Source organism: Paraburkholderia sp. BL6665CI2N2 (genome assembly GCF_004366535.1).
Classification (GTDB): Bacteria; Pseudomonadota; Gammaproteobacteria; order Burkholderiales; family Burkholderiaceae; genus Paraburkholderia.
The window spans coordinates 211379-237306 of the sequence record NZ_SORC01000002.1 but is presented as its reverse complement, the minus strand read 5'-3'; the positions used below and the strand labels follow the sequence as shown (position 1 = coordinate 237306).

19 protein-coding genes and 4 pseudogenes are annotated in these 25928 nt (G+C 58.3%); 14 read left to right on the top strand and 9 right to left on the bottom strand.

What is annotated here, in order from left to right; translation table 11 throughout:
• Window positions 1-94: 94 nt before the first annotated feature.
• The 5 genes from B0G81_RS38760 to B0G81_RS38740 form a co-directional block, all read right to left on the bottom strand.
• A complete protein-coding gene (locus B0G81_RS38760; protein WP_134143456.1) occupies window positions 95-1123 on the bottom strand; it encodes an extracellular solute-binding protein in 1029 nt (342 codons plus the stop codon).
• 36 nt (window positions 1124-1159) lie between these two features.
• A complete protein-coding gene (locus B0G81_RS38755; protein ID WP_134143455.1) occupies window positions 1160-1951 on the bottom strand; it encodes an enoyl-CoA hydratase-related protein in 792 nt (263 codons plus the stop codon).
• 10 nt (window positions 1952-1961) lie between these two features.
• Window positions 1962-3515 carry a long-chain-fatty-acid--CoA ligase gene (locus B0G81_RS38750; RefSeq protein WP_134143454.1) on the bottom strand — a complete coding sequence of 518 codons (1554 nt, stop codon included), beginning with the start codon at window positions 3513-3515 and terminating at the stop codon, window positions 1962-1964.
• A gap of 42 nt (window positions 3516-3557) precedes the next feature.
• Window positions 3558-4676 carry an NADH:flavin oxidoreductase/NADH oxidase gene (locus tag B0G81_RS38745; RefSeq protein WP_134143453.1) on the bottom strand — a complete coding sequence of 373 codons (1119 nt, stop codon included), beginning with the start codon at window positions 4674-4676 and terminating at the stop codon, window positions 3558-3560.
• A 200-nt stretch (window positions 4677-4876) separates the two neighbouring features.
• Window positions 4877-5956, bottom strand: coding sequence for a porin (locus B0G81_RS38740; RefSeq protein WP_134143452.1), 1080 nt, complete (start codon window positions 5954-5956; stop codon window positions 4877-4879).
• 476 nt (window positions 5957-6432) lie between these two features.
• On the opposite strand from B0G81_RS38740, the gene B0G81_RS44005 reads away from it, so the two are divergent.
• Window positions 6433-6606: a hypothetical protein gene (locus tag B0G81_RS44005; RefSeq protein ID WP_166679175.1), complete on the top strand. Its 174-nt coding sequence runs from the start codon at window positions 6433-6435 to the stop codon at window positions 6604-6606.
• A gap of 471 nt (window positions 6607-7077) precedes the next feature.
• On the opposite strand, the gene B0G81_RS38730 is transcribed toward B0G81_RS44005, so the two are convergent.
• Both B0G81_RS38730 and B0G81_RS38725 read right to left on the bottom strand, forming a co-directional pair.
• A complete protein-coding gene (locus B0G81_RS38730; RefSeq protein WP_134143451.1) occupies window positions 7078-7440 on the bottom strand; it encodes a hypothetical protein in 363 nt (120 codons plus the stop codon).
• Window positions 7437-9323, bottom strand: coding sequence for an integrase (locus tag B0G81_RS38725; RefSeq protein ID WP_243856838.1), 1887 nt, complete (start codon window positions 9321-9323; stop codon window positions 7437-7439). Before B0G81_RS38725 ends, B0G81_RS38730 begins: the two co-directional genes overlap by 4 nt.
• Before the next feature lie 37 nt (window positions 9324-9360).
• On the opposite strand from B0G81_RS38725, the pseudogene B0G81_RS38720 reads away from it, so the two are divergent.
• The 13 genes and pseudogenes from B0G81_RS38720 to B0G81_RS38655 all read left to right on the top strand — a co-directional run.
• Window positions 9361-9630 (top strand): annotated as a pseudogene (locus B0G81_RS38720) (reverse transcriptase/maturase family protein); the annotation flags it as partial.
• A gap of 86 nt (window positions 9631-9716) precedes the next feature.
• Entirely contained in the window at window positions 9717-10199 is a 483-nt protein-coding gene (locus B0G81_RS38715) for a transposase (RefSeq protein ID WP_134143449.1), read from the top strand.
• On the top strand, window positions 10175-10528 hold the full coding sequence (tnpB, locus tag B0G81_RS38710) for an IS66 family insertion sequence element accessory protein TnpB (RefSeq protein WP_134143448.1): 354 nt from the start codon (window positions 10175-10177) through the stop codon (window positions 10526-10528). Before B0G81_RS38715 ends, tnpB (B0G81_RS38710) begins: the two co-directional genes overlap by 25 nt.
• Window positions 10529-10558: 30 nt before the next feature.
• Window positions 10559-12139: an IS66 family transposase gene (locus B0G81_RS38705; protein WP_134143447.1), complete on the top strand. Its 1581-nt coding sequence runs from the start codon at window positions 10559-10561 to the stop codon at window positions 12137-12139.
• 90 nt (window positions 12140-12229) lie between these two features.
• Window positions 12230-12994: a reverse transcriptase domain-containing protein gene (locus B0G81_RS38700; protein WP_347877479.1), complete on the top strand. Its 765-nt coding sequence runs from the start codon at window positions 12230-12232 to the stop codon at window positions 12992-12994.
• A gap of 932 nt (window positions 12995-13926) precedes the next feature.
• On the top strand, window positions 13927-14793 hold the full coding sequence (locus B0G81_RS38695) for an acyl-CoA thioesterase II (RefSeq protein ID WP_134143446.1): 867 nt from the start codon (window positions 13927-13929) through the stop codon (window positions 14791-14793).
• A gap of 240 nt (window positions 14794-15033) precedes the next feature.
• On the top strand, window positions 15034-16494 hold the full coding sequence (locus B0G81_RS38690; protein ID WP_134143445.1) for an NAD-dependent succinate-semialdehyde dehydrogenase: 1461 nt from the start codon (window positions 15034-15036) through the stop codon (window positions 16492-16494).
• A gap of 1207 nt (window positions 16495-17701) precedes the next feature.
• A pseudogene (locus B0G81_RS45040) lies at window positions 17702-18824 on the top strand (transposase); the annotation flags it as partial.
• 288 nt (window positions 18825-19112) lie between these two features.
• Window positions 19113-20204, top strand: coding sequence for an IS110 family transposase (locus B0G81_RS38675; protein WP_134143443.1), 1092 nt, complete (start codon window positions 19113-19115; stop codon window positions 20202-20204).
• Between the two features lie 238 nt (window positions 20205-20442).
• The gene (locus B0G81_RS38670) at window positions 20443-21609 is read left to right on the top strand and encodes a tyrosine-type recombinase/integrase (protein WP_134143442.1); all 1167 of its coding nucleotides are present in this window, start codon (window positions 20443-20445) and stop codon (window positions 21607-21609) included.
• Entirely contained in the window at window positions 21590-21997 is a 408-nt protein-coding gene (locus B0G81_RS38665; RefSeq protein WP_243856837.1) for a transposase, read from the top strand. Before B0G81_RS38670 ends, B0G81_RS38665 begins: the two co-directional genes overlap by 20 nt.
• A complete protein-coding gene (gene tnpB / locus B0G81_RS38660) occupies window positions 21994-22338 on the top strand; it encodes an IS66 family insertion sequence element accessory protein TnpB (RefSeq protein ID WP_087633492.1) in 345 nt (114 codons plus the stop codon). The genes B0G81_RS38665 and tnpB (B0G81_RS38660) overlap by 4 nt, the downstream gene beginning before the upstream one ends.
• Window positions 22339-22368: 30 nt before the next feature.
• A pseudogene (locus tag B0G81_RS38655) lies at window positions 22369-23975 on the top strand (IS66 family transposase).
• Window positions 23976-24147: 172 nt separating this feature from the next.
• On the opposite strand, the pseudogene B0G81_RS38650 reads toward B0G81_RS38655, so the two are convergent.
• A pseudogene (locus B0G81_RS38650) lies at window positions 24148-24459 on the bottom strand (transposase); the annotation flags it as partial.
• Window positions 24460-24568: 109 nt separating this feature from the next.
• Window positions 24569-25774 (bottom strand): L-2-hydroxyglutarate oxidase, encoded by a 1206-nt coding sequence (gene lhgO, locus B0G81_RS38645; protein ID WP_134143440.1) that lies wholly within the window; start codon window positions 25772-25774, stop codon window positions 24569-24571.
• Window positions 25775-25928: the final 154 nt, after the last annotated feature.

Here is a 25928-nt window from a genome sequence, read left to right as displayed (position 1 = left end):
ATTACTCCCATATTAGCGGGGTCGTCTCAGCGGCGTAAGTGACATTTGAAACGAAAACTTACGACGCGGGACGACCATTTCGCGAAGTGCACTCCTAATTGTTTGTCTCTTTCGCCCACTGTTTGCGAATACGATCCATATTTTGTGCGGCCCAGTCGAGATCGTATTTCACCGTTTTAATCGAGGAGAGAGAGGGCATCCCTTCGAGTGGGGGAACACTGGAGCTGACCGGAAGCCGGTATCCAAGCATTGGCGCCGCTTGCTGCACATAATCGCTCTGCAGAAAATCAATAAATTTGCGCGCAGCATCGGGGTTCGGCCCCCCCTTAACGATACCGGCAACCCAGACGGAAACCGCATTGTCTTGGGGAATCGCAAAGCCTAACTTCTGACCACGGCCTATCGTAGCGGCTAGCACATCGGCAGACCAACCGACACCGATGGTACCTTCGCCACGCTCTACCAAAGTTACCGGTAGCGAAGCAGAGGCGGTGTATTGGGCGATATTATTGTTAAGCTTGCGCGTGTAGTCCCATGCATTTGCTTCTCCCAACCGAAAAATTTGCGTGATATACATCACGGCTCCCATAGCCGTAGTCTGAGGGTTGGGTACAATCACTTTGCCCTTAAAAGCTGGGTTTAACAGACCTTGCCAAGAGCTTGGGGGCTGAACTCCTTTGAGTGATGAATCAGAGGCAAACTGCTCTTTGTTCCAAAATATGGTCGGCACGATAGCAAACCAACCATGCATATAGCCGGCGTTATCGGCATAGCCGCGTTGCACAAACTGGAGGGTTTCGGCTTTCGCTTTGTATGGCTCGATCAATCCCTCCGACTTCAGTTTTTGCATGAAGTCAACAGTTGTATCCATGATCACATCTGCTCGAGGCCGATTCTTTTCGGTCTCAACCCTAGCGACCATAGTTCCATTTGCAGGGATGATCAACATGTCGACATCGATCCCAGTCTGGCGAGTAAACTCTTGCTTTATCGCGCTAGTGAGCCGCTCTTCATTGATGCCCGTGTACACCACGACCCTATCTTTCGCCCAGGCAGGAGCGCCCGCGGCAAGCATCATGAGCGCGCTTGCAACTGTCCTTTTAAACGCTGCAAATTTAGACATAGTTCGTTGTCCTCCTCCATTATTGTCGGTCTGCCATTACGTCCCGGAAAACTTCGGCCTGCGCTTTTCGAGCATGGCGGCGACTGCCTCTACATGGTCGTCGGAGAAGTGCGACATCAATTCGAGGCCAATGTGTGCCTCGATCAGCCCGTCAAACTGGCGTCGCAAGGTCATGTTGATCGCTTGTTTGGTGGCGTTGATCGCAACGGTGGCGCCATCCGCGAGCCGCCTTGCAATCCCATTGACCGTTTCATCCAATGCTTCAGCCTTAACGGCATGGGTGATGAGACCCATTGCGGCCGCTTCGGCCCCGTTCAATGAATCGCCGGTGAACAGGAACTCTCTCGCCCGTGCGTATCCGATTAGCTGCGGCCACATCAAGGCGCCCCCGTCGCCTGCGGCATACCCGACCAGCACATGTGGGTCGCCGATCTTGGCCGTGTCCACCGCGTAGGTCAGGTCGCAAAAGAGTGCGAGTGTCGCGCCAAAGCCGATAGCATGGCCGTTGATGCGCGCAATAATTGGCTTTTCCAGTGCCAGCAGGGCATGCATCAGCTTGATGCCTTCCTGCATCGATACGACCGCGGCCGCGGGGTTGTCGATGCTTTCCTGCATTGCCGAGAATTCACCTCCCGCGCAGAAGATGCGGTCTCCCGCCCCGGTTAGAATGACAACTTTGGTTTCCGGATCACGGTTGATATCCACGAAGATCTCTGCAAGCTCCCGGTGGGCCGCTTTCGTAATCGCGTTGTGCGGCGGGTTATCGAGGGTGATCTTCAGAAGAGGGCCGTGGCGTGTGACTTTTAAGTTGCTGTATGCATCGTACATTATGTTCCCTTTAATGGGCATTCGGGCCTGCGACCGGATGCTTAAACTGCTCTCTCAAAGCCACCTTGCTGATCTTGCCGGTCTGCACACGCGGGAGTTCATCGACGAAAATTACGCTCTTCGGCGCCTTGTAGTGGGCAATCTGCTGGCGGCTGAAGGCGATAAGTTCTGCCTCGGTCAAGCTCGCTCCCGGGCGCAATACGACGACGGCGCGGACGCTTTCACCCCATTTTTCGTCCGGCACCCCGATCACCGCAACTTCGTGAACGTCCGGATGCCGCTCGATAGCAGTTTCAACTTCACGGCAGTAAACATTTTCACCGCCAGTAATGATCATGTCTTTCTTGCGATCAACCAGGAAAAGATATCCCTGATGGTCCAAATACCCCATGTCACCGGTGTGATACCAACCATCGCGCATCGCTTCGACCGTGGCAGGACCGTTGTTCCAGTAGCCGGCCATCAGGCTGTCCGACCGACACACAACCTCGCCAGGGGTACCGATCGGGCAGTCGGTTCCTTCATCGTCGAGAATGCGCATCTCGACATCAGGGAAAGATTGCCCAACAGATCCAAGCCGCGCGATCTGTTCCGGCGTTCCATCCGGATGATGTTGATGCGGTGCCAGAAACGTGAAGTTACTTTCCGTTGACCCGTAACCGTTGCCCATCACATTCCCGAACGTCGCGATTCCGCGTTTGAGAAGCGAAACCGGCATCGGAGCAGCGGCATAGAGCAAAAGCTCGACACTCGATAGATCATAGGAATTGATCTCCGGAACATTCAGAATGTCGGCAACCATCGTCGGGACCAAATGAAGGTGCGTGACGCGATAGTTCTGAATTGTTTCGAGGACGAGCTTTGGATCAAACTTGCGCTGGACATGAACAGCCCCGGCCAACCAAAACGTTGAATAGTACAGGCAGCGCGCACCGACGTGAAACAGCGGCATCATGATCAGCTGGCGCGAATCTCCACGCTTCGAAAAGACGTTCGACATCGTCTCTGCCTGACGTGCCTCGCCGCGCTGCGTTCGCATGACGCCCTTTGGTCGCCCAGTCGTACCACTCGTGTACATAAGGACAGCGACATCATCGGCCCGCGTGCGGATCGGTGGGCCGTCAAGGGACCCGCTGTCGGCGAGCGCCTCGTAGGGCTGGGCCCAATCGGGAGTGTTGCCGAGACAGACATAGTTGTGGATGTTCAGTCCCGGCCGCAGACTATCGACAATGTCCGTATATTGGTCCTCGAAGATCAAAGTGTGCGGCGCGCTATCCCTTAGGACATACTCTATCTCTGAGGCGGACAGCCGAAAGTTCACGGTCGTCATGATGAAACCGGCCCGTTCGCAGGCTCCATAGACTTCAATATATTCAAGCCGGTTCATTGACAGCAGAGCCACGCGGTCCTGATGTCTGGCACCTGTCATGTATATTCCGTCCGCGATGCGATTGATCCGGCTCCAGTATTCGGCAAATGTCTGCGTACGCCCTTCATAAAAGACAGCAGGTGAGTTTGACGCCAGGAAAGCGTTGCGCTCGTGAATGTCAGCAAGCAGTTTCATCGTCTATCTCCGCCTGATATTCAAATGTTGCATGTCGGCTTCTCAAGTTTGCTTTACCGGCGGATGCGCGAACTGGTAACCCGGCCAGTACTTCGCTGCCACCCGCCAGAAAGGCTTTGGATATACAGATTCCTTTCCCAAGGATTGGGCGGCATGGTGACCCCAGCGTGGATCGTCCAGCGACGCTCGCGCCACGCCGACCAAGTCTGACTTGCCACTAGCAATGGTCTCTTCGGCCTGTTCGGCCGTCACGATTATTCCAACTGTCATGGTTGTGATGCCCGCCCCCTTGCGAACGGCTTCGGCCAGATGTGCTTGATACCCCGGCACCATTGCTGGAAGCTTCTGATCACGTGAATTGCCGCCGCTAGAAACTGTAACGTAATCAACGCCGACCTTCTTGAGTGCCGCAGCGAAGGCAGTCGCCTCATCGACACTGATCCCGGCCTCGGTCCAATCTGTACCGTTGATGCGGAAGCCTAGAGCCTTTTGCTTCGGCCAGACGGCTCGGACGGCTTCGGCAAGCCGAATACCCAGTCGCATCCGGTTTTCCAGGGAGCCGCCATATTCGTCTGTCCGATGGTTAGCGCTCCTGGAAAGAAAGGAACTGATTAGATAACCGTGGGCAGCGTGTACTTCTACCAGATCGAATCCGACGCGATCCGCCCTCGTCGCCGCAGCAGCGAACGCTGATACCACGCGAGCGATATCCGCGTCGGTCATTTCGGTCGGCGTGGGCCATATGTCTTTTGGCGGCACTGGAGAGGGCGCGATTGGAACCCAGCCCCCCGCGCCGACCGGTACCGGTTCGCGCCCGTCGAACGGCGTGTTTGACGCTTTACGGCCCGCGTGAGCAATCTGAATGCCGATCGGAGTCGATGAAAAGGTCCGGATCCGGGCGACCAGGTCCCGTAGGGCTTCTTCCTGTGCGTCGTTATAAAGTCCGAGGTCATTGGGGCTTATACGACCAATATCTTCGACAGCCGTTCCTTCGAGGATCACCAGACCCGCCCCCGAGATCGCCATGGTACCTAGGTGCATGTGGTGCCACGGCGTCGGCAAGCCGTCCGAACCGGCCGAATATTGGCACATCGGCGGTATGACGATCCTGTTCGGAAGCATGAGGCCGCCGAGCTTGATCTCGCTGAAAAGGTAGCTCATATTGCAATCTCCTATGTTCGCGTTTCGTCAGTACAATTATCGAAAATCGTCGGTGAACATCGTGTAAGGAGGCATGGATCTGGACGAGCCATACTTCGATGATGCTCGCCGTATCGACGCCAACGTAGTGCCATTTGCACTCGACGCCGTTGTTGACCCGCACCGCGATCGGATAGCCGCGCACGGGCCGAACACCTGGATCAGAAAAGATGCACGATGCCAACCTGCGCCCCGTTAATATTTCCGCCAGGCGTTGAAGCAATGCGCGCGCTGGGTTCGACGACCGCCGCACCACCTAGCACGAAACTATGCTGATTGCCCTGCTGACTGAGATACGAGTAGGCGCCGTAAAGGACCGTACGTTTCGACAGGCTATACCGATAGAGTATGCCTGCCTCCGACGCATTGCCATGCCCCGCACCGCTTGCATGATCCTGAAAGAACGTGTAACCCAGCGCGAGTGAAGCTGCGGGAGAGAAGGCGTACAAGAAGGACGTCGAATAAAGGTAATTGTCCTGGCTATGGTCAGAAACGGTCTGCTTCGCTACCGCCAGATAGGCCTTAAGAGCGTCGGTGAAACTGTAGGAGACGGCGCCCGCTGTGCGTCTCGACTTGTTACCGGCGGCGGCATTGCGGACCTCTTCATAGTTCAGACCCACGTAGAGTGGACCGCTGGCGTATTCGGCCCCGATATGAATGTTCTGGTTGGAAGCCACTTGGTCCGCAATCGCCGATCCTCCTGTGGCGCCGCGTGCGTACATCGCCTGGACCTTGAAGCCACCGACAATCGGCGAGATGTACGTGGCCGCGTTATCGGCGCGCGGCGGCGGACTAAACATATTGTTCCAACCCGATGCCTGAGTCGCCGCCGAAAAAGCATCGAAATTTCCGTTCATGACCCACTGCGGTGTGTTCTGACGACCAAAGCGCAACTCGCCCCACGGGCCGCCGACACCGACCCATGCTTGCCGGTTAAATAAACGATTGGAGTCCGCCGCTGAGCCATCGTTCGCATTAAACCCATTTTCAAGCACGAAGTTCGCCCCGTACCCGCTACCTAGGTCCTCATGCCCTTTAAGGCCGAAACGACTAGCATAGAGGCCGCTCGAGTCCATCCGATTGGCGGCGCCCTTGCCGTCCGCATTAACGTGCGTGAGGAAAGTGTCGACGACGCCGTAGAGCGTCACACTGTCGGCGGCGGTGGCGGTTTTAGTAATGCCGATGCATGCTAGGGTGGAACCGATCGCGTACCGGCATAGTATCCGGGCTACTTCATGCATGTCTTGTCTCCTGTCTTTTGTTGCGCCGAGTTCTCGAACGGCATCGCGCTCTTGCCTCGGCGATTTTTGCGTCCAATTGGATCGCTTTTAGATCCCCTCGACGCATTCGACTCTTACCCACCCAGAGCGTCCCAAACAGTTTCGTTCGACGAGCAGCCTGGGCACCTGATCGGTAAAAATCTCGCTACCTCCTTGGACAGTCGTCGCTGTCTTGAAGCGCATTCTGGCGTCTGTCGCTCCGCCTAACAAACGTATAATCCTCGGCTTATGCATGCAGATTGTGAATGAACTCCCGCCGGATCTCGCCCCGTCAGTTCCGTTGCTCGTGGTGTTCGAAGCGCAACGTGTCGCTCCACCCGAGAGCGGTGAGTCGCCATGTTTAGACGCTAAGAATCTTGCTGGAGGCGCCTGTGTTTCGCGACGAAGGCGACGGACCGTCGGGTGGTGTCGGGGCGATGTAGTCCCGCGAGGTACGCATGAATCTGCAACGCATTCGCGATGCGTCGCTTCAGGTCACCGCTTCTCGCGGCGACGACGACGCGATTCGGATCCATCGCTACCGACCTTTCCGGCAAGCAGTTGATGTCACGGCTCACGCCGGGCACCGGATGGCTGTTCCCACCGGTGACGGCATCAAAGTGCCAGAATGAAAGTGTCAGTGCGCCGGGAGACCGGCAAGGAGTAAAGAGTGGAAGTCTCTGACAACGAAGGTCTAGCAAACCACGTTGTCCCCGAGTCATGCGCAGTATGTCGCGAGACATGCGGCGAAGCGTTGACAGGGGTACGTGCGGGCCAGCCATTGAGCCGCGATAGTTTAATTGTCCCGAGCGCCGACGCCGTTGACACTGCGGAAGGCAATACGACGGGGTGCGCTAGTGCGAGCACCCCGTCGGCTCGGCGTGGTCGAAGACCCTGGCACGCACGCACGCTCCTTGTACGGGAACCGGGAGTACGCGCAAGATAGAAAAAATGGACATCACACGGAGCCTTGAAAATACTGGAATCAGCAGGCTGCGGGGTGTCCATAAAATTAGCAAAAAAATGGACACAATGACCGTCAGAGTGTCCATCTTTCGCCGCAAGTTTCGCAGTTGATATCGAGCGGAGATGATCGACCCGATCTAGCGCGGCTGCAGGGGCAGGACGCTACCGCCACGCAGAGCGGCCAGTTCCTTGCGCAGGTTGAACACCTGACGCAGTAGTGCGAGCTCACGAGCCAGCGATTCGTCAAGCTGTGCCTGCAGATTCTTTGCGTCGCCCTTCGCGCGGTTCAGACGCTCGGTCAGTTCGAGCTTCGGACGCCCGGCTACCCCGTTGGCCGCGTTGATCGCTGCGATCAGTTCGGCGAACCGCGGGCGCGATTTCTTGATGCTGCCTTTCTTCCGGCCTGCCTCGATCGCCACGGTGTCATTGTTGATACGCGCACCATTGCGCTTCTTCAGCCGCTCAAGGGCGGCGTAGTAGTCGGTCATGGCGTCGCTCATGCCGCCTCCGGTTTGATCAGTTTCTCCTGCGCGTCAAGCAGTCGATGCAGCGTCTGCGCCTCGAGACGGTATTCGACGCTCGTCTCATCGACCGCGCGCAGCTTCCCGACCGTAGCTTGCTGCGCCTTGATCACGCGCTGAAGCTTTGACGGCACGATCACGAGGTTACGACAGTTCGACTCAAGGCAATCCAGACGCATCCAGTCCAGCGGCGTCGACTTGCACGGTTCGACGCTGACGCAGCCGCCCAACACCGTCTCGCGGTACGCCAGTTCGCCCTTCCCGAACATCCTCACCGTATGCTCACGCGAATAAACCGACACGGGCGAAGCCTGCACGGCACGGCTCTGCACCCACGCTGCGTGTCCGCCGAACAGCCGTTCGTCAGAGAACAGTACCTGCTCGGCGTACGCAAGGTACTCGGACAGGCCCTGCGTCTCGGCCCATTCCTTCGCGAAGTGGGTCCTGTTGGTGTCGATGAAGCCCTTCGCGAACGCGGAGCCGCGGGCGTAGTATCTGGCCATTTCCTCGGTGATGTGCTGCAGCTGACGCTTGAGCGTTGGCAGCGTCACGAGTCCGCTGCGGTGCGCGTATAACGCGAGCGTCCTCCGAAGCTGGTGCCGCGTGAACGGCCACTGTTGCCCGACCGCGTACTTCGGCTCGTCTTCCCACGCGCGGTGCATGTCGACACGCTTCAGCTCAGCAATGTCCTCGGCCGTAATCGTCGGGAAGACGCGCTCACGAAAGGCTTCGATATCGTCATGCACGTTACTCGCCGCCTGGTTTGCCACGTACCCATAACGCAGACTCAAACCCATCCGGCAGAACAGGAGGTGCGAACCATCCGTCGATTCGGCGTAGGCGTGCGCTCCGTGCGCTCCGTGCGCACGGTGTGCCTCGCCCGACAGGCGTTGCGCGAGCTTGATGGCGCGGGCAGCGATCGGGCTGGTCACCCAGCATGCGCGCCTGGGACGACCGCCTGACAGCTTGGTCGTGATGCCCTCGATGGTGTAGTGGGTCACGCCATCCAGAAGGGTCTCGCGCAGGCAGTCGTATGGCAGGTTCTCCGCTTCTGCCGCACGCATGCCGGTGAACGACAGGATGACAAGCTGGCATAACGCCCTGGTCGACGCTACAAGCGACGACACAACGTAAGGGGAGTCCTTGCCCCCTAAGTGTACTGCAATCCTTATTAATTCTGCTGGGACGACCGGACTCTCACCGCCATAGACGCGTGCGAGGTAGCCAGACAGGATGTCAGCGATCCCCTCAGCGAGGACGAGGTCATGCTCACACGCCGACAGGAAGTGCTGGTAGATCTGCGTCGGGATAACAGGGTATTGTGCGTATCCAGCACGTTGCGAGAAACGTTCGAGCAGAGGCTTATGCAGTTGGGCCAGCGGTACGCGCAGCCCTGTGGTCTCGACACCCAGACGATGAAGCTTCACCAGAATCGCATGTAGACGATGGGCCTTCCTCTCCTTCCCGGCTTGCGCCACATAGTCCAGAACAACGGCGACGCTGGACAGCCCCTCGTAGAGCGTGATCTGGCGCGCGGCGGCAAAGAATGTGAAGTCCTTCAGGCAAACTGAACTTGCCTTAAGCGTACTGGACGCCGGTACCGTATCGGTCGCTTCATACATCAGAAAGTACATCACCTGCTTCCATTGGCGCGTAGTCGCCTCTGAAAGGGCGCGGCTCACGCCGTCAGGCGTGTGACCCCTGAAATAGATATGGCTGCGGCATGTTCCAGTCGTATATGCCCGGACGTCCCAGCCGTCGTCACCAAACAGCGAAGCAGCGTTTCCAGCCTTGTCGTGCGTGACCACCATATCGTCCGCGACCCGGTACCAGTCGGGGCGCCCAGCGAGCGGTGCGATCAACGAGTTCTTCATGCCACTCCCAGTTCGTAAAGCTGGTCGACCGTTGGGGATTGCCGCGCTGGAAGACAAGATCGTCCAGCGTGCGGTGGTGGAAGTGCTGAACGCGATATACGAGGAAGACTTTCTGGGTTTCTCGTACGGGTTCCGGCCCGGGCGTAGTCAACATGATGCGTTGGATTCGTTGGCGACGGCCATCACCAGCACCCCGGTGAACTGGATTCTGGACGCGGATATCCGGAGCTTTTTCGACTCGGTTAGCCAGACCTGGCTAGTCCGTTTCCTGGAGCACCGGATCGGCGACCAACGGTATGCGGTCCATAAACGACGCCCTTCCTTGAAAGCCGCGAAGGTCAGAAGCTAGGTGTCCACGTGGACACCTGCACACTGACTCAGATGAACGAAAAGAAGGACCTCAAGAGTCGCCTGGTAATCGGCATGAAACGCGATGGCCGGCGCGAGTACGATGAAAGCGCACTGGAAGAACTGGTTGAGCAGTGCCTGAAGCCGGGCGTGTCGATCGCCCGCATGGCAATTGATCATGATGTTAATCCGAACCAGTTGCGCAAATGGATTGCACGGTACCAGCAGCGACTACAGGCTCGGGACCCGATGCCTGTCGACGGTGTAGCGATCGACATGGTACCCACCGGACTGCGAGCGATCGAGTCGTCGCAGTCGGCTTTCGTGCCGGTCGTCGCGGCGCCGTCGTCAACATCGCCCACATCGTCACCGCAGTCGATGACGCTCGCGTTGCATGTGCGACTGTCGAACGGCGTCGAGCTCGAGCTGGGCAAGGCGATCGCGAGCATCGACGAGCTGACGACCCTGGTTCAGATTCTGGGGAGGCTGCCGTGTTCCGGTTCGACGAAGGGCTGAAGGTGTACCTGCATCGCGATCCTGTCGACTTCCGCTACGGCATGAACAGCCTGTCGATTCTCGTCGAACAGTCGATGCGCCTGAACCCGATGGATTCTTCGCTTTACATCTTCGGCAACCGGCGTCGCGATCGTATAAAAATTCTGGGCTGGGATGGCAGCGGATTCTGGCTGATGATCAAAAGACTCGAGGCTAACCGCTTCATCTGGCCCGAGAGGAAGACCGAGGTCGTGACGTTGACGACGGACCTGCTGCATGCGCTTCTGGACGGCGACGACATTACCGCGATCCGGCGGCATCCGAAGCAGGAATATCTGCGTGTGAGCTGAACAGGCAGTCGGCATGTCGGTCTAACCGGCATGCCGATCCAGGTCGCCATCACCGCCGACGAACTCACCGCACTGCTCGCGATACGCGAGGCGTACGGTTCGCTTCAGCGCGCGCATGACGAGGTTCGCGGCGCGCTGCGCGTCGTAACTGCGGAACGCGATCTTGCCGAAGAACGGCTGCGTGCTTACCGGCGCGAGCTGTTCGGCGCGAAGAGCGAAGCGCGCAATGCCGATCAGCCCGGCCTGTTCAATGAAGCCGAGGCGCTAGGCGCAAACGCTATCCCCGCGCAGGAAGACACCCCTGAAACGCAGGTTGGTGCACACACGCGCAAGAAGCGCGGCCACCGCAAACCACTCGATCCTGCCTTACCGCGCGAGGTCGTACGGCACGAGCTGCCCGAAGCCGAGCGTTTCTGCGCTCACGACGGCCACGTGCTCGTCGAGATCGGCGTCGAGACCAGCGAGCAGCTCGACGTGATCCCCGAGCAGCTGCGCGTGATCCAGCATCAGCGCGTCAAGTATGCCTGCCCGTGCTGCGATCTCGGCATCAAGGTTACGCCTGCGCCGCCGCGCATCATCGCGCGCGGGCTGCTGACCGAGTCGGCACTCTCGTGGATCGCGACCGGCAAGTTTCAGTTCGGCATGCCGCTGTATCGTCAGGCTGGCCTGTTGCGGCGCTTCGGCGGCGACATCTCGTCAAACACGATCGCGGCGAGCATGGTTCGCGTCGGTCTGGCCACGCAGCCCGTGATCAACCTGATGCGCGACGCGCTGCTGGAGTCTGATCTGATCCTCAGTGACGAGACGACGTTCCAGGTGCTGAAAGAAGAAGGCCGGAAGCCGCAAACGAAAAGTTACCTCTGGTCGCAGATGACTGGCTCGGGTACCCCGATCCGCTGCTACGCCTATACGGCCGGACGCGGTACGAAGCTCGCTGACAAACTGTTCACCGGCATTCGCAAGGGCACGGCCCTGATGACTGACGGCTACGAACCGTACAACGGCATCGCGCAACAGTACCAGCTCGTGCATCTCGGATGCTGGGCCCACGCGAGACGGTACTTCGTCAAAGCCGAAGACAACGTGCCGAAGGCGGCACGCTCCCGCAGTCTGCTCGCGACCCGCTTCATCAAACTGATCGGCAAACTGTTCGCCGCCGAAGCGCGCAGTAAAACGTGGCAGGCCGAACGACGGCAGCGATTGCGACGACGCTACAGTGCGCGCGTGCTCGACGTCCTCGAAAAGCTGATGATCGAGCAGTCGCCCGGCGTCGTCCCCAACAGTCTGCTCGGCAAGGCGCTGAACTATCTGCACGGGCAATGGCCGAAACTCACACGCTATGTTGAGAACGGCAACTGGCCCATATCGAACAACCCCTGCGAAAATTCGATCCGCCCGTTTGTCCTCGGCCGCCGCAGTTGGCTCTTCTCCGACACCGTCGACGGCGCAAATGCGAGCGCCAATCTGTATTCGCTGGTCGAGACCTGCAAGGCCAACGGCACCGATCCCTATCGATATCTCACCTGGCTGTTCCAGCGTCTCCCACTCGCGAAGACCGTCGATGACTACGACGCGCTGCTTCCCTGGAAGATGCCTGCCGATCTCCGCTGACTCGTCCCCTACCATACATCACGCGCCCAAAGGCCTCACTCTGACCGGCGCCGCTGATGGATCGCTTACGACCAACGCATCATCCGCCTTGTGCGCAAGTGGCTCAAGGCGGGTGTTCTGGAAGACGGAGAGCTTAGCGTCAGTGAGACCGGTACACCCCAGGGATCAGTGGCCTCACCGCTGTTCGCGAACGTGTACCTGCACTACGTCTTCGATCTCTGGGCCAACCGGTGGCGACGGCGGGAAGCCAAAGGCAACGTGATCATCCTGCGGTACGCGGATGACATCGTGGTCGGCTTCGAGCACGAAGCCGACGCGCGGCGCTTCTGGGACGCGATGCGAACGAGGTTGGAGGAGTTCTCGCTTGTGCTGCATCCGGACAAGACGAGGTTGCTGGAGTTTGGCCGCAATGCAGCGGGCAGACGAAAGCGCTACGGCCTTGACCGACCGGAGACCTTCACCTTTCTGGGTTTCATCTTTATCTGCGGGCGGTCTCGCCGTGGTGCCTTCCAGCTACAGAGGAAGACCCGAGGGGATCGCATGCGGGCGAAACTCAGGCAGATCAAGGAGGAACTCCGGAGGCGCATGCACGAACCGATTCCAGTGCAAGGGCAATGGCTCAGGCAGGTGGTTCGCGGGTACTTCGCGTATCACGCGGTGCCCACCAACTCGCGGGCACTCGGCGCATTTCGACACCACGTCACCCATCTCTGGAGGCGCACGCTCCGGCGACGCAGTCAGAAAGACGCCATGACGTGGGGGCGAATGTCGCGGATTGCCAATGCCTGGCTCCCGCGCCCTCGAATCCTTCATCCGTGGCCGAACGAGCGATTTGCCGTCAAACACCCAAGGTAGGAGCCCGGTGCCCGAATTGGGCACGCCGGGATCTGCGCGGGGGGTACTCAGCAATGGGCATTCCTACCGCAATTCGGGCACTCGAACCGAGGGCGCGTCAGCAACTAGGCTCACGGGGGAACGGGCGCCAGAACGCAGTATTGCGTTGGCAGTCGCGGCGTGACCAAGTCATCGCATTCTTCCCCGGCCTCCCTCATCGGGATGGAGGCTTGCGGCGACGCGCGCAACCTGAAGGTGCTTGGCCACACGCGATGGTGCAGGAATTTGTGAACTTTCTCGGCTGGAATTGACGCAAGCGCTACGGCCACGAACCTGATCGAGTGGGTCCTCGCGCTTCATTCGCAAAGTTCATGCATAGACTGCGAATTATATGTTTGTGTTAATCCACATCAAGTCTGAAAATGCGATAGACCCGAGTCAGGCACGCGTTGGCAAAATAACCGTTTGACCTACCGCGACCCAACCTTGGGCACGAGTGATGGCCTGCGCAGCGATCCCGCGAGGTCGCGCATAACGGCACAGTGCTTCCTAGACGGCTAGTATCTCGATCGTTCCTCGGCAATATTTTGGGGGCGCCGCGAACGCTGGCTTGCGTTCCGAATTTGGGGCGGGCCAATGCCACCTTCCACTGTTGGACGTGTTGTTGGCTGCACACCCTACCAGAGGCAAAAGATTCGATGCATGAGTAGGACGTCATGGACCAGCCCGAGCAATTTAATTGAGCCTGCCATCCAACGTTTCGAACGCATTTTCGCAAATGACGAAAGCGCTAGCTTCGGGAGCGGAAGGCGGAAGCGAGGGGTAAGTCGGCAGGCAACAGAGCAACTTATCGGTCAACCGACTTTTGCCAAGATCCCATCGTCTACCGGGAAATACCAGATGTGCTTCTCCGTTCTTGACCTATCCAATAACGCCTCATGAAGGGCAATAACATGTCCACGATGTCAGAGCTCCTTACTGTTCTCGAACTCGCGAAGCTTGGAGACAACCGTTTTCTAGGTTGCAATCTAAAGCAGGAAGGGCAGCGTGTCTTCGGCGGCCAGATCATTGCCCAAGCGCTGATTGCAGCGCAGCAGACAGTTGAAATGTGCAGGCATGTCCATTCGTTGCACGGCTACTTCCTGCGGCCCGGCGACATGGAGGTGCCGGTCATCTACGAGGTAGATCGGATTCGCGACGGACGCCGCTTCTCCAACCGCCGCGTCATCGCCCTCCAACATGGCCAGACAATCTTCTCTCTGGAGTCCTCCTTTCAAGTAGACGAAACAGGCCTTGAACACCAGATTGCCATGCCGCACGATGTGCCGCCGCCCGAAACGTTATCGACGCAACAGGAACTGATCAGTCAGTTTGCAGGTCGAGGGCCGGTAGGGGTAAAGCGTTACTGGGAACGTGAACGGCCAGCCGAGATGCGGCCAGTGATACTAAAACACTATACTAGCCGCGAAAAGCTCGAGCCGCGGCAGAACATTTGGTTCAGGGCCAAAGGCCCATTGCCTGCTAGCCGGGCAACTCGGGCGGCGGTACTCGCGTATCTGTCGGACGTGACTTTGCTTGACACAGCGACTTTCGCCCACGGGCGCGCCGGATTCGACCTCGACATCGAATTGACGAGTCTCGACCATGCGATGTGGTTCCATCGCGAAGACCCTCTTGACGACTGGCTTCTGTTTTCGCATGACAGCCCGTCGACCCAATCGTCGCGCGGCCTAACACGGGGCGCAATTTATTCACGCGGAGGTACGCTGATCGCCTCACTCGCGCAGGAAGGGCTAATTTTGTTAACGCAGCATTCCTAACATCGTCAATTGACTAGGCTTAGGGTGCGCACCGCCGCGCGTACGAGATGGTTCAAAAGGCTGAAGGGATGTCAGTATTCATGCAGTAGTTCGACCTCAAGAACAGCGGTGCGCGAGCCTACGAAAGGAACGTGTCGAAGCAGTTGCATTCGCCACGCGTGGCGATCTGGGGGAGGTACTGAGTCTTTGATGGCTTTCCGAGCAGAAGTAGTTAAGGCAACGGTCTAACTGAGCATGAAAATGACACTCAAATCGAAACTGAAGGATCCGTCGTTGTTTCGCCAAGACGCATATATCGACGGAAAATGGCAACAATCGGACAGCGGCGAAACCTTCGTTGTCGTAAACCCCGCGACTGGCGAGCGGATCGGAACGGCGCCCCGGATGGGTGCGGATGAGACGCGCCGGGCGATTGATGCAGCGAACACGGCATGGCCGGCGTGGCGCAAGAAAACGGCGAAGGAGCGCGCAGCGATCATGCGTCGATGGTTCGAACTTATGATCGAGAATGCGGACGATCTCGCTTTCATCCTGACGACCGAGCAGGGGAAGCCGCTTGCAGAAGCGAAGGGCGAAATCCTATACGCAGCGTCATTCATCGAGTGGTTCGGCGAGGAAGGTAAACGAATTGCTGGCGATACATTGGCCTCCACGGCGCAAGACAAACGCATTCTCGTCACCAAAGAGCCGATCGGCGTTTGCGTGGCAATAACGCCGTGGAACTTCCCTGCCGCAATGATCACGCGCAAGGTTGGTCCTGCTCTCGCAGCTGGGTGCACGATCGTCGTGAAACCGTCCGAGGCGACGCCGTACTCGGCGTTCGCCCTCGCAGTGCTCGCGGAGCGAGCAGGCGTTCCCCCGGGCGTGCTAAGCATCGTAACGGGAAAATCACGATTGATCGGTGGGGAGATGACGTCCAACCGTTACGTCAGAAAACTCTCCTTTACCGGTTCAACTGAAGTTGGAAGGGTTTTGATGGCGCAAAGCGCCCAGACAATTAAAAAGGTGACTCTCGAACTTGGCGGCAATGCGCCATTCATCGTGTTCGAGGACGCCGACCTGGATGCAGCTGTTGAAGGTGCGGTCGCTTCGAAATACCGAAATAGTGGCCAGACGTGCGTTTGCACAAACCGCTTTTACGTCCATGATCGGGTCTATGACGAGTTCGCCGCGAAGCTGGCGGCGGCCGTCGCGAAGCTCTCCATTGGCCCCGGTACCGAGAGCGGAGTTGTTCTCGGCCCGTTGATCAATGAAGATGCCGTTAAGAAGGTCGAGGCGCATATCGAAGACGCGGTCTCAAAGGGCGCGTCTGTCATTGCAGGTGGCAAACGGCATCCCTTGGGACGCAGTTTCTTTGAGCCCACCGTCATGACAGGCGTCACTCCAGAGATGGTCGTTGCTAAAGAGGAAACGTTCGGCCCTCTCTCGTCGCTCTTTGCTTTCTCGTCCGACGACGATGTGATCCGCATGGCCAACGATACAGAGTATGGTCTAGCAGCATACTTCTATAGTCGGGACATTCGCCGCGTATGGCGCGTAGCAGAAGCATTGGAGTATGGAATGGTCGGCATAAACACCGGTCTTATCTCCAACGAGGTCGCACCCTTCGGTGGCGTGAAACAATCCGGCTTGGGGCGCGAAGGTTCCCGTTATGGAATCGACGACTACGTAGTAATCAAATACCTGTGTCTCGCTGTGTAGTTGGCAAATCCTGCGTGCGCGGACCATCTTCCCCGATGTGTTCGCTTACGCTCTTCAACGCAGGTATATTGGGGAGCGGTCCCAGTCGTCGAGGAATTGTCCGTGCCGAGTTTTGTCAGGACCTTGAGCAGGGGGCGCACGCTTATTGTCTTGGTACTTCCACCGAATGTCGTGCGCTCAGTAGGAGATGTCCATGCTTCGGCGGGAAGATTCGTTGCGCAATGTTGTCCAATCGTGGATCGGCATTAATCAGTTAAGGCATGTCCGCATCACGCGCTTCAGTAGGTCGGGACGTAAGCTGCTTCGGTACGTCTATGTAGAAGCCTCGGGCGAGGCCGGCGCGTTCGCCATCGCGTTCTTTCGCCATGACGATGGCTCATGGCGCGTGTTTCCACCAGCGCCTTATCGTCCTGCCATGGGTTCTGCATTGCGCCGATGATTTGGTGAGGCAAGATGGCAAGATCACGCGGTCTGAGGGAGGCCCCATATTCGGCTGTCGTCTCTAAGGGCTACGCGCGGCCACTTTAGGAATTCTGCAGGAGTTTGATTTATCACCTAACGTCCTAAGTTAGCACTGTTGAATCGTTGATTACACACGTTTGACTTCTGAGGAGGTCAGGTTTTGGTAAAGTCAGATTGGCATCATAAGTTGTTGCCAACGATCCTGAAACGAGGTGGGATGAAAAGGCGAAGCGTGCTTGCGGACGTGGTCGTCGACCGTCTCCAGGTCTCCGCTCGCTTCCACTTGTCGACGGGACGGTTGGTTATAAGTGAAGGGACTGCGGTTGTTGAATCAATTCCAGCGCCCGATTCATGGATGGCGCTTGCCGCCGTTAATGTTGCCAGCGGTTGGGGGACGCGTCCAACGGCGGACGATCTTCAAGTTTTTCTTGAGCGATATGTGGCAGGGAGACAGAGTTCATTGTCTGACCTTGCCCTCGTTTGACGAATGCCATAGTCGGGTGAATTATGCTGCTTCGCCTCTCTGAGTTGCGTACCAGTTCTTCTCCAATGTCATGGGGCTGACGTGATCGAGCGTTGAATGTAGTCGGCGCGCGTTGTACAAGCCGTCAACACAACGCCCATATCACCGAGTCAAGGGAAGTTCTCTATCGTTGGCACCCGTGGTACGGCCCCCGGCGTCAGACTACTTGTCGTGTTATCTGAATCTTATAGATATGGTCCGGGGGCGGTAAAATCAGGGTGAATGAAAGCCTACTCAGCAGAAAGAAAAGAAGCGCTGGTGCGTCGCATGATGCCGCCGGGAAACGCGTTGGTCTCAGCGCTGGCCAGAGAAACGGGGATTACCGAACAGACGTTGTACACGTGGCGCCGACAGGCGAAAGGACAAGGGTTGGCCGTGCCGGGCGATGGGAAGAATCCCGAGGGATGGTCTTCGGAAGACAAGTTTACAGTAGTGCTGGAAGCCGCCCCGCTCAACGCAGCGGAGCTGGCCGAGTACTGCCGGCGCAAAGGACTCTATCCCGAACAGATCGCGGCGTGGCGTGCTGCCTGCCAGGCAGCCAACGCGAATGCCACCGAGCAGGCACGCGAGCAGCGCCACCAGTCGAAAGACGACAGGCAGCGCATCCGGCAGCTCGAGAAGGAATTGCAGCGCAAGGAGAAGGCGCTAGCGGAAGCGGCGGCGCTGCTAATTCTGAGAAAAAAAGTCCAGGCGATCTGGGGAGACAAAGAGAACGATTGATCAACGTCCCGGATCGCCTGTTATGTATATCGTTGATACGCGAGGCGGCGCAGTCAGGCTGCCGGCTGGAGAAGGCGTGCGACGAGTTGGGCGTGAGCCTGCGCACGTTTCAGCGCTGGGTCGGTGACGGTGACACGGTACGTGCCGATGGTCGTACCACGACCGAACGGCCGCCGCCGGGCAACCAGCTGAGTGAGGCTGAACGGCAACAGATTCTTGAGGTAACCAATAGTACGGAGTTTGCCAGTCTGCCGCCCAGCCAGATCGTGCCGAGGCTGGCCGATCGCGGCGTGTATGTCGCATCGGAGTCGAGCTTTTACCGCGTGCTGCGCAGCGCCTCGCAGCAGCACCATCGTGGTCGTGCGCGCAAGCCCTCGACCCGGATAGTGACCAGTCATTGCGCGACGGCGCCCAATCAGGTCTGGTCGTGGGACATCACCTGGGTACCTGCGGCGGTCAAAGGACAGTATTACTACTGGTACATGATGCTGGACGTGTTCACCGCAAGATTGTCGGTCACGAAGTGCATGAAGCCGAATCTGCAGAACTGGCCGCGTTGCTGATGCGGCGTGCCAGTCTGGCAGAGGGCCTGGCAGGACGTCCCCTGGTGCTGCACTCGGATAGTAAGAATACGGGTACCAGATGTTTCCGGGCAGTCACCGTTTCGAAAGAGGGGGCTTCCGGGCGAGGTCTGGTGCCGTAGAGCGTTCCGGGCGACCTGACCCACACTCCGATCGACTCAATGTCTTTCCCTGGACCCGTCGGTCCTCTGGAACTGCCGAACGGCGAGGTTTCACCTCGTCGATACGTGTGACTCAAGAAGGGCCCGACGCCCTGTCACTTTACTGTCTTGTCCAGGTATTCGATGCCGGTGAGATCGCCCATATCCCATCGGCAACCGGAGCGAGACTGTATGAAAGAAGAACAGGCTACTGCTGGCCGTCGCAGCATCGTCGGCGGCGTTGATACGCATAAAGATCTGCATTTCGCGGCTGTCGTTGACGAACATGATCGTCCTCTGGGCAGCGAATGCTTCCCAACCACGCGGCACGGCTACAAGCAGATGTTGCTTTGGATGTGCTCGTTCGGTGAGCTCGTCCGGGTCGGCGTCGAGTGCACCGGGAGCTATGGCGCGGGCTTACTGCGCTACCTGCAGCAGGCCCATGTAACGGTGCTGGAGGTAACCGCGCCGGATAAGAGCGACCGGCGCAAACGTGGCAAGGACGATACGCTGGACTCCTACAACGCTGCTCATGCTGCCTTCGCCGGCGTGCGTACGGTCACGCCCAAGACGCGCGATGGCATGATTGAATCGCTACGCGTTCTGAAAGTCTGCCGGAAGACGGCCATTTCGGCGCGTCGCGTCGCTTTACAGCTGATCCACAGTACCATCATCAGCGCGCCCGATGAATTACGTGAATCACTACGCGCGATGACACGAATGCAGCTCATCCGAACATTGGCTGCGTGGCGTCCGGATCTGTCGGACTATCGGAACCTGACCTCTGCCTGCCGAATTGCACTGAAGTCACTGGGACGTCGGTATCTGGAGTTGCACGACGAGATTGCCGACCTCGACGTCATGATCGCGAGGCTCGTGGACGAACTTGCCCCCGATCTTGTCTCGCGAAATTCGATTGGTTACGAGTCGGCTTCGCAACTGTTACTGACCGCTGGCGATAACAGCGACCGGCTTAAGTCGGAGGCCAGCTTCGCCGCCCTTTGTGGCGTGAGCCCCGTGCCGGCGTCTTCCGGTAAGGTGACGCGACATCGCCTGAATCGAGGTGGAGATCGCGCAGCCAACAGCGCCTTGCACATCATTGCCATCGGTCGCTTGAGAACCGACGCTCGCACAAAGGCCTACGTCGCCAAACGCGTCAGCGAGGGGCATTCGAAACTTGAAGCGATCCGCTGCCTCAAGCGCTATATCGCGCGGGAGGTCTACTACGTAATCCAGCAACGCAACCGCCAGATCACAAAACTCAAATTACCCCTTGACCTTTAGAAGGGCGTCAATGGCAGCCCGATGAAAGGTGCGACGATGCTTGCCACCCTGGAGAACCTGGGGGTCGTGGCCTCGTTTAGCCGGCCACGCGTGAGTAACGACAACCCGTAATATGTTGCGGTCGAAGATATGTTGTACAACTTAACGGTTGAGTTGTAAGTACGCAGGATTCGTCAATCTTGACGTCACATATCAATCGGAGTGTTCTGGTGATCCAGCCATCAATCGGAGGTTCGCCATGTTTGAGAAACTGCTGTCATCCGCGACGGCTTTGCGCCGCCATCAAGACGGGCCGTTTGCCGCCGAGCGTGAGCGCTATCTCCAGCACTGCTCCGATACCGGTGCCACGTATTGGTCGTTGCGGATCAAATGCAATGAATTGCTATGGGCCGCCCGGCTGCTTGACGGGGATGCAGGAAACGGCCTCGACATGGATGGTCTTGAGGCGCTTGCCGACCGGAGAGTGGTTTTCGAGAATTCTGGCACGACTAGGCGAAGGTTTATCAACATCACTCGTCCATGGCTTCAGTTTCTCGGGTGGTGGCATGAACCAGCCGTTCCATGTAAATTTCAGGATAAGCTCGATTGGTACTGCTTATGGATGCGTGACGAGCGCGGCTTTACTGATTCCACCATTGTCGGATGGCGATGCCGTGTGCGGGATTTCCTGATCTGGTGCGACGCAGGCAATCGTGAATTGCAACTTCTTCAACCTGGCGACATCGATACCTACTCTATCGATGACTGCGCTCATCACCGGGGCCGACGGACGGTCGCAACTGTCGCAGCATTGTTGAAGAACTTCCTGCGCTTTGCGGCGTCGCAGAGCTGGTGCCATTCTCAACTTGCCGACGCAATACGTGGCCCGCGCATATATGCACAAGGGTCGTTGCCTTATGCTCCGGATTGGAGTGACGTGCAAAAGCTATTGGCGTGCACCGTCTTCGACGCACCTCAGGATATACGGGCTCGCGCGATCCTCATGCTGTTGTCCATCTATGGCATGCGTGCTACCGAGGTTGCAACACTGCGGCTTGACCAGGTGGACTGGCAACAACATGTCATCCGGATATTCCGGCTCAAGCGACGGCAACCCCAAGTTTATCCGTTGTTGCCGTCCATGGCGGAAGCGTTGGCCCGCTATATCGACACCGTGCGTCCCTCAACACCTTACCCTGAGGTATTTATCGGACTGCACTCGCCTCGACGTCCATTGACGCGGGCGGCGATCTACAAGATCGTCAGTTCGAAGTTTCTGGAGCTCGGCATCAAAGTTGTCCATCGAGGCCCGCACGCGCTTCGTATGCGTCTCACGTCGGCCGTTCTCCGGGCAGCAGTGAACGGGGGTAATTTGGTTCCCACCAAATGTTTTGATGGGAACCAAAGTGGCCGAGATTGTGGATAGCAAGTGCGAGGCACCGGGCAAGCGCCCCAACTTTGCGCGCGAATTCAAACGACAGCTGGTCGAACAGACGTTCGAGCCCGGGGCGTCTGTATCGCTGGTCGCGCGTCGCAACGACATAAACACCAACCTGCTGTTCAGATGGCGTCGCCAGTATCTTCAGGGTGCATTTGGGACGCCGCGTCCGGGGCCTGCCAGACAGGAACCCGATGGTGACGTTGCATCGTTACTTCCAGTCAGCATTGTCCCGGAAGCCGAGGCTTCGATGCCGGTCCGCGAAGCCGTGTCGGAGGACGCCTGCGAGATCGAATTTGACCGTGCACGCTTGCGCATTCGCGGTAACGTGTCGCCGGATATGCTGCGGCTGCTGATTCGGGAGCTGTCCCGATGATCGGCCTGCCGGCTGGCACTCGCATCTGGATCGCCGCAGGCGTCACCGACATGCGTAGTGGTTTCCCGGCTCTTGCCGCGAAGGTGCAATCGGCACTCGAAGAGAATCCGCTCGGCGGCGACGTGTTCATTTTTCGGGGACGTCGCGGCGATCTCGTAAAAATTCTATGGGCAACAGATGACGGACTATGGCTTCTCGCGAAGCGGCTTTCGCATGGGCGGTTTATTTGGCCCCAGGCGGATGGCGGCAAGATCTTTCTGACGTCGGCACAGCTGTCGATGTTGCTGGAAGGCATCGATTGGCGACAGCCCCGTCGCACGGCCGCATTGTCGATGTTGTAAACCGCATCGAAGGCTCGTAAACTGCGGCGCATGCCCGATCATGCGCCGCTTCCGCAAACCGTTGCCGAGCTCCACGCCCTGGTGCTCGAGCAGCAGGCATCGATCGCAAAGATGCAGCAGGAGATCGCCGAACGCGACCGGGAGATTGTCGAACGCGACCGGGAGATTGTCGAACGCGACCAGCAAATCGAACGCCTGAAAGCGCAGATCGACAAGCTCAGGCGCATGCACTTCGGTCGTAAATCCGAGCAGTTGGAGCGGCAGATCGATCGGCTCGAAACCCAACTCGAGGATCTAGCAGCGGGCAGCGGCGTTGCCGATGTTCGCCGTGCGCGCGCTCGTGCATCGAGCTCGGGCGTATCTGCAGCATCCCCGAAGGAAGCCTTGGCGCCACATCTGCCACGCGAAGAGCACGAGCTCGAGCCCGATTCCATCTTCCCGAAGTGCAACAACTCCATGGAGTTGCTCGGCGAGGATGTGTCTGAGCAGCTCGCGCGCGTCACGACGATGTTCAAGGTCATCCGCACTATCCGTCGCAAGCGGATCTGCACCGGTTGCGGCCATATCGCGCAACCTCCCATGCCGGGGCTGCCGATCGAGCGCAGCATCGCGCATCCGAGCTTGCTGGCCGAGATCATCGTTGCCAAGTATGCAAATCACACGCCGCTCTATCGGCAATCCGAGATCGCAGCGCGCGACGGCGTTCGTCTCGATCGGGCCACCATGGCACGCTGGGTCGGGCAATGCGAAGAACTCTGTCGTCTGCTGACTGAAGCCCTGCGTCGCTACACAATGGCGACTGCCAAGCTCCACGCGGACGACACGCCGATCCCGGTGCTCGCGCCTGGGAACAAAAAGACCAAGACCGGTCGATTGTGGGTCTACGTGCGCGATGATCGCCGCTCAGGTTCGCGCGACCCCGCTGCTGTCTGGTTCGCGTACTCGCCGGACCGCAAAGGCATTCACCCCCAGACCCATCTTGCCGGATTCGAAGGCATCCTTCAGGCGGACGGCTATGCCGGCTTCAACGAGTTGCACGAAGGCGGCAAAGTTCGTCTGGCATTTTGCTGGGATCATGCGCGCCGATACGTATTCACGTGCATGAGACAGCCCCGTCGGACACCACGAAGCAATGGCTCGACATGATTGGCGAGTTTTACGGAATCGAGGCTGATATCCGCGGCAAACCGCCGGATGAGCGGCTACGCGTCAGGCAAGAAAAGAGCACCCCATTGCTCGCAGCCCTCGAAAGGTCGATGAGGGAGAAACTTGCGACGCTTTGGCCAAAGGCACCGCTGGTCGAAGCGATCAACTACTCTCTGAACCGCTGGGACGGGCTCACATTGTTCTGTGATGACGGCCGCGTCGAAATCAGCAACGTACTCGCCGAAAATGCTTTGCGCTGCGTGGCCCTCGGCCGGCGCAATTTCATGTTCGCTGGCTCTGATAGCGGCGGCGAGCGAGCCGCCGCAATGTATAGCTTGATCGGCTCGTGCAAGTTGAATGGCATCAACCCACGCGCCTACCTGGAATATGTCCTTACCCACATTGCCGATCACCAGGCCAACCACATCGACGAACTGTTGCCCTGGAACGTCGCGAAGCATCTGCTCCCATCTCCACCTTCATCGGGTTGATCCCTTCTGCCTGCGGCAGGCTTAGCCTGCCGCGTTCTCCGACGCTTGTCCAAAGAATTCTCAACGGCCCTCGCGCGACGCATACCTTTAACCTGCGTGCGAATCGCCTTGACTCCTTGACTTGTGCGAGCAGTGCATCGTTGCTTACCCGGTTTCGGTGCGGGCTGTCCTACGCGGTGCGTTGTCGGCGCCGACGATATCCGCTGGGGCTGACCTCCAGCACGTCGCATAGGACCGAGACTCTTCAGGCGTGCTACCTCCGTACGCAGCCGCGCCAGCCCCGCCTGTTGCGGGCTCACAGGCTTCGTACCTGCTCCCGCGAGCTTGCCTTCCCGGTCAGCCTTTACCCAGCTGTACAGTGTCTGCTCAACCATACCCGGTGTCGCCGCCGCTGCTGCCATGCTTTGCCCGGCCTTGATCAGAGTCGTACCGCTTCCCGCATGAACTCGAGCGTGTACTGCGCTCGCTTTGCCTTGCTTGTCATCGTTCTTCTGCTCGCTCGAGTTTACATGCTCGGCAAAGGATTCGTTTTTCGGGGGCAAGCTCACACTATCGAAGACCGCTGGCCATCTTCCGGCTGGAGACGTTATCTTTTATCGATGCACCAATGCCCTGCTGATGCATTTGTCGGCGATCATCTCGCCTATTGGAATGGCCGAAGTTGCGGCCGGTGACGGAGCGTTGCACACGTGGAGCATCCGGTCTGTCTCGACAAACAGGAAATCGTGAACTAAGGTTCCGTCGCGCATGACGGCTTGGGCGCGGATCCCAGCTTCGTAGGGCCCGAGATCCTCGAGCTTAAGGTCCGGACAATATTTCTGGCACTCCCTCAGGTAGCCTTTCTTCAATACCGAGTTGATCATCTCTGTCGCGCCTGATTTACGGTTCTTGAGAAGCACCTTCCAGAAACCTGGGAAGGAAAGGTAGTCGCGCACGTCGCGCAGACTGAACGAAAACTTTGGATAACCCTCACGCGCGAAGCCGAGCACGGCGTTCGGCCCGACCGTTACCCGACCATCGATCATCCGCGTTAGATGGATGCCAAGAAACGGCAACTCCGGATCGGGGATTGGATAGATCAAGCTCTTGACGATCTTGTTTCTATCCAACGGCAACTGATAATACTCGCCGCGAAACGGCACTATGCGGTAGTCGATGTTCAGCCCCGCGCTCCTCGCAATGCGATCCGATTGCAGCCCGGCGCAGGCGACCAGGTGTCGAGCCGTCCAACACATGTCCCCAGCGTTGACAACGACTCCCTCCGAACCTTCCTGGATGGAAGTAACTTCCACGCCCAGGTCGATCAAGCCGCCTGCGGACCGCACCACGCGCCCCAACGCTTCGCAGACCAGCGTGTAGTCGACGATACCGGTGGATTCGACGAAGAGGGCGCCCAGCCCTCGGATATTCGGTTCTCGTCGCCGCAGGTCCGTCGCACCAAGTCGTTCTACCTTGATATTATTCTTGATCGATCTTTCGTACAGCGCGTTCATCCGTGCTACTTCAATCTGGTTCGTTGCGACGAGAAGCTTGCCGCAAACCTCGAACGGGATCGCATGCGCGGTACAAAAATCTTTTGTCGCCTGAGAGCCCAAACGACAAAGCTCGGCCTTGAGACTACCGGGGGTGTAATAGATACCAGCATGAATCACGCCGCTATTATGCCCCGTCTGGTGTTTTCCCAAGGACGGCTCCTTTTCGAGTAGGACGAGGCTGGCACCCGGCTGCTTCTCAAGCAACTTCATGGCCGTGGCGAGTCCAACAATTCCCCCGCCGACGACGCAGTAATCGTAAATCATGGCGACCTTTTCAATGGTTCGTCAACTTTTCGAGGCGTGGCCATTGGCGTTGTCGATAACGCCACGGTCGTCAAGTCCGGCGTACTGTTCCCGTTCGCCGCGACGCTTGCCTGCTAACTTCTTCGCTGGCTGTTCGGCCATCCGTGCCAGTGCT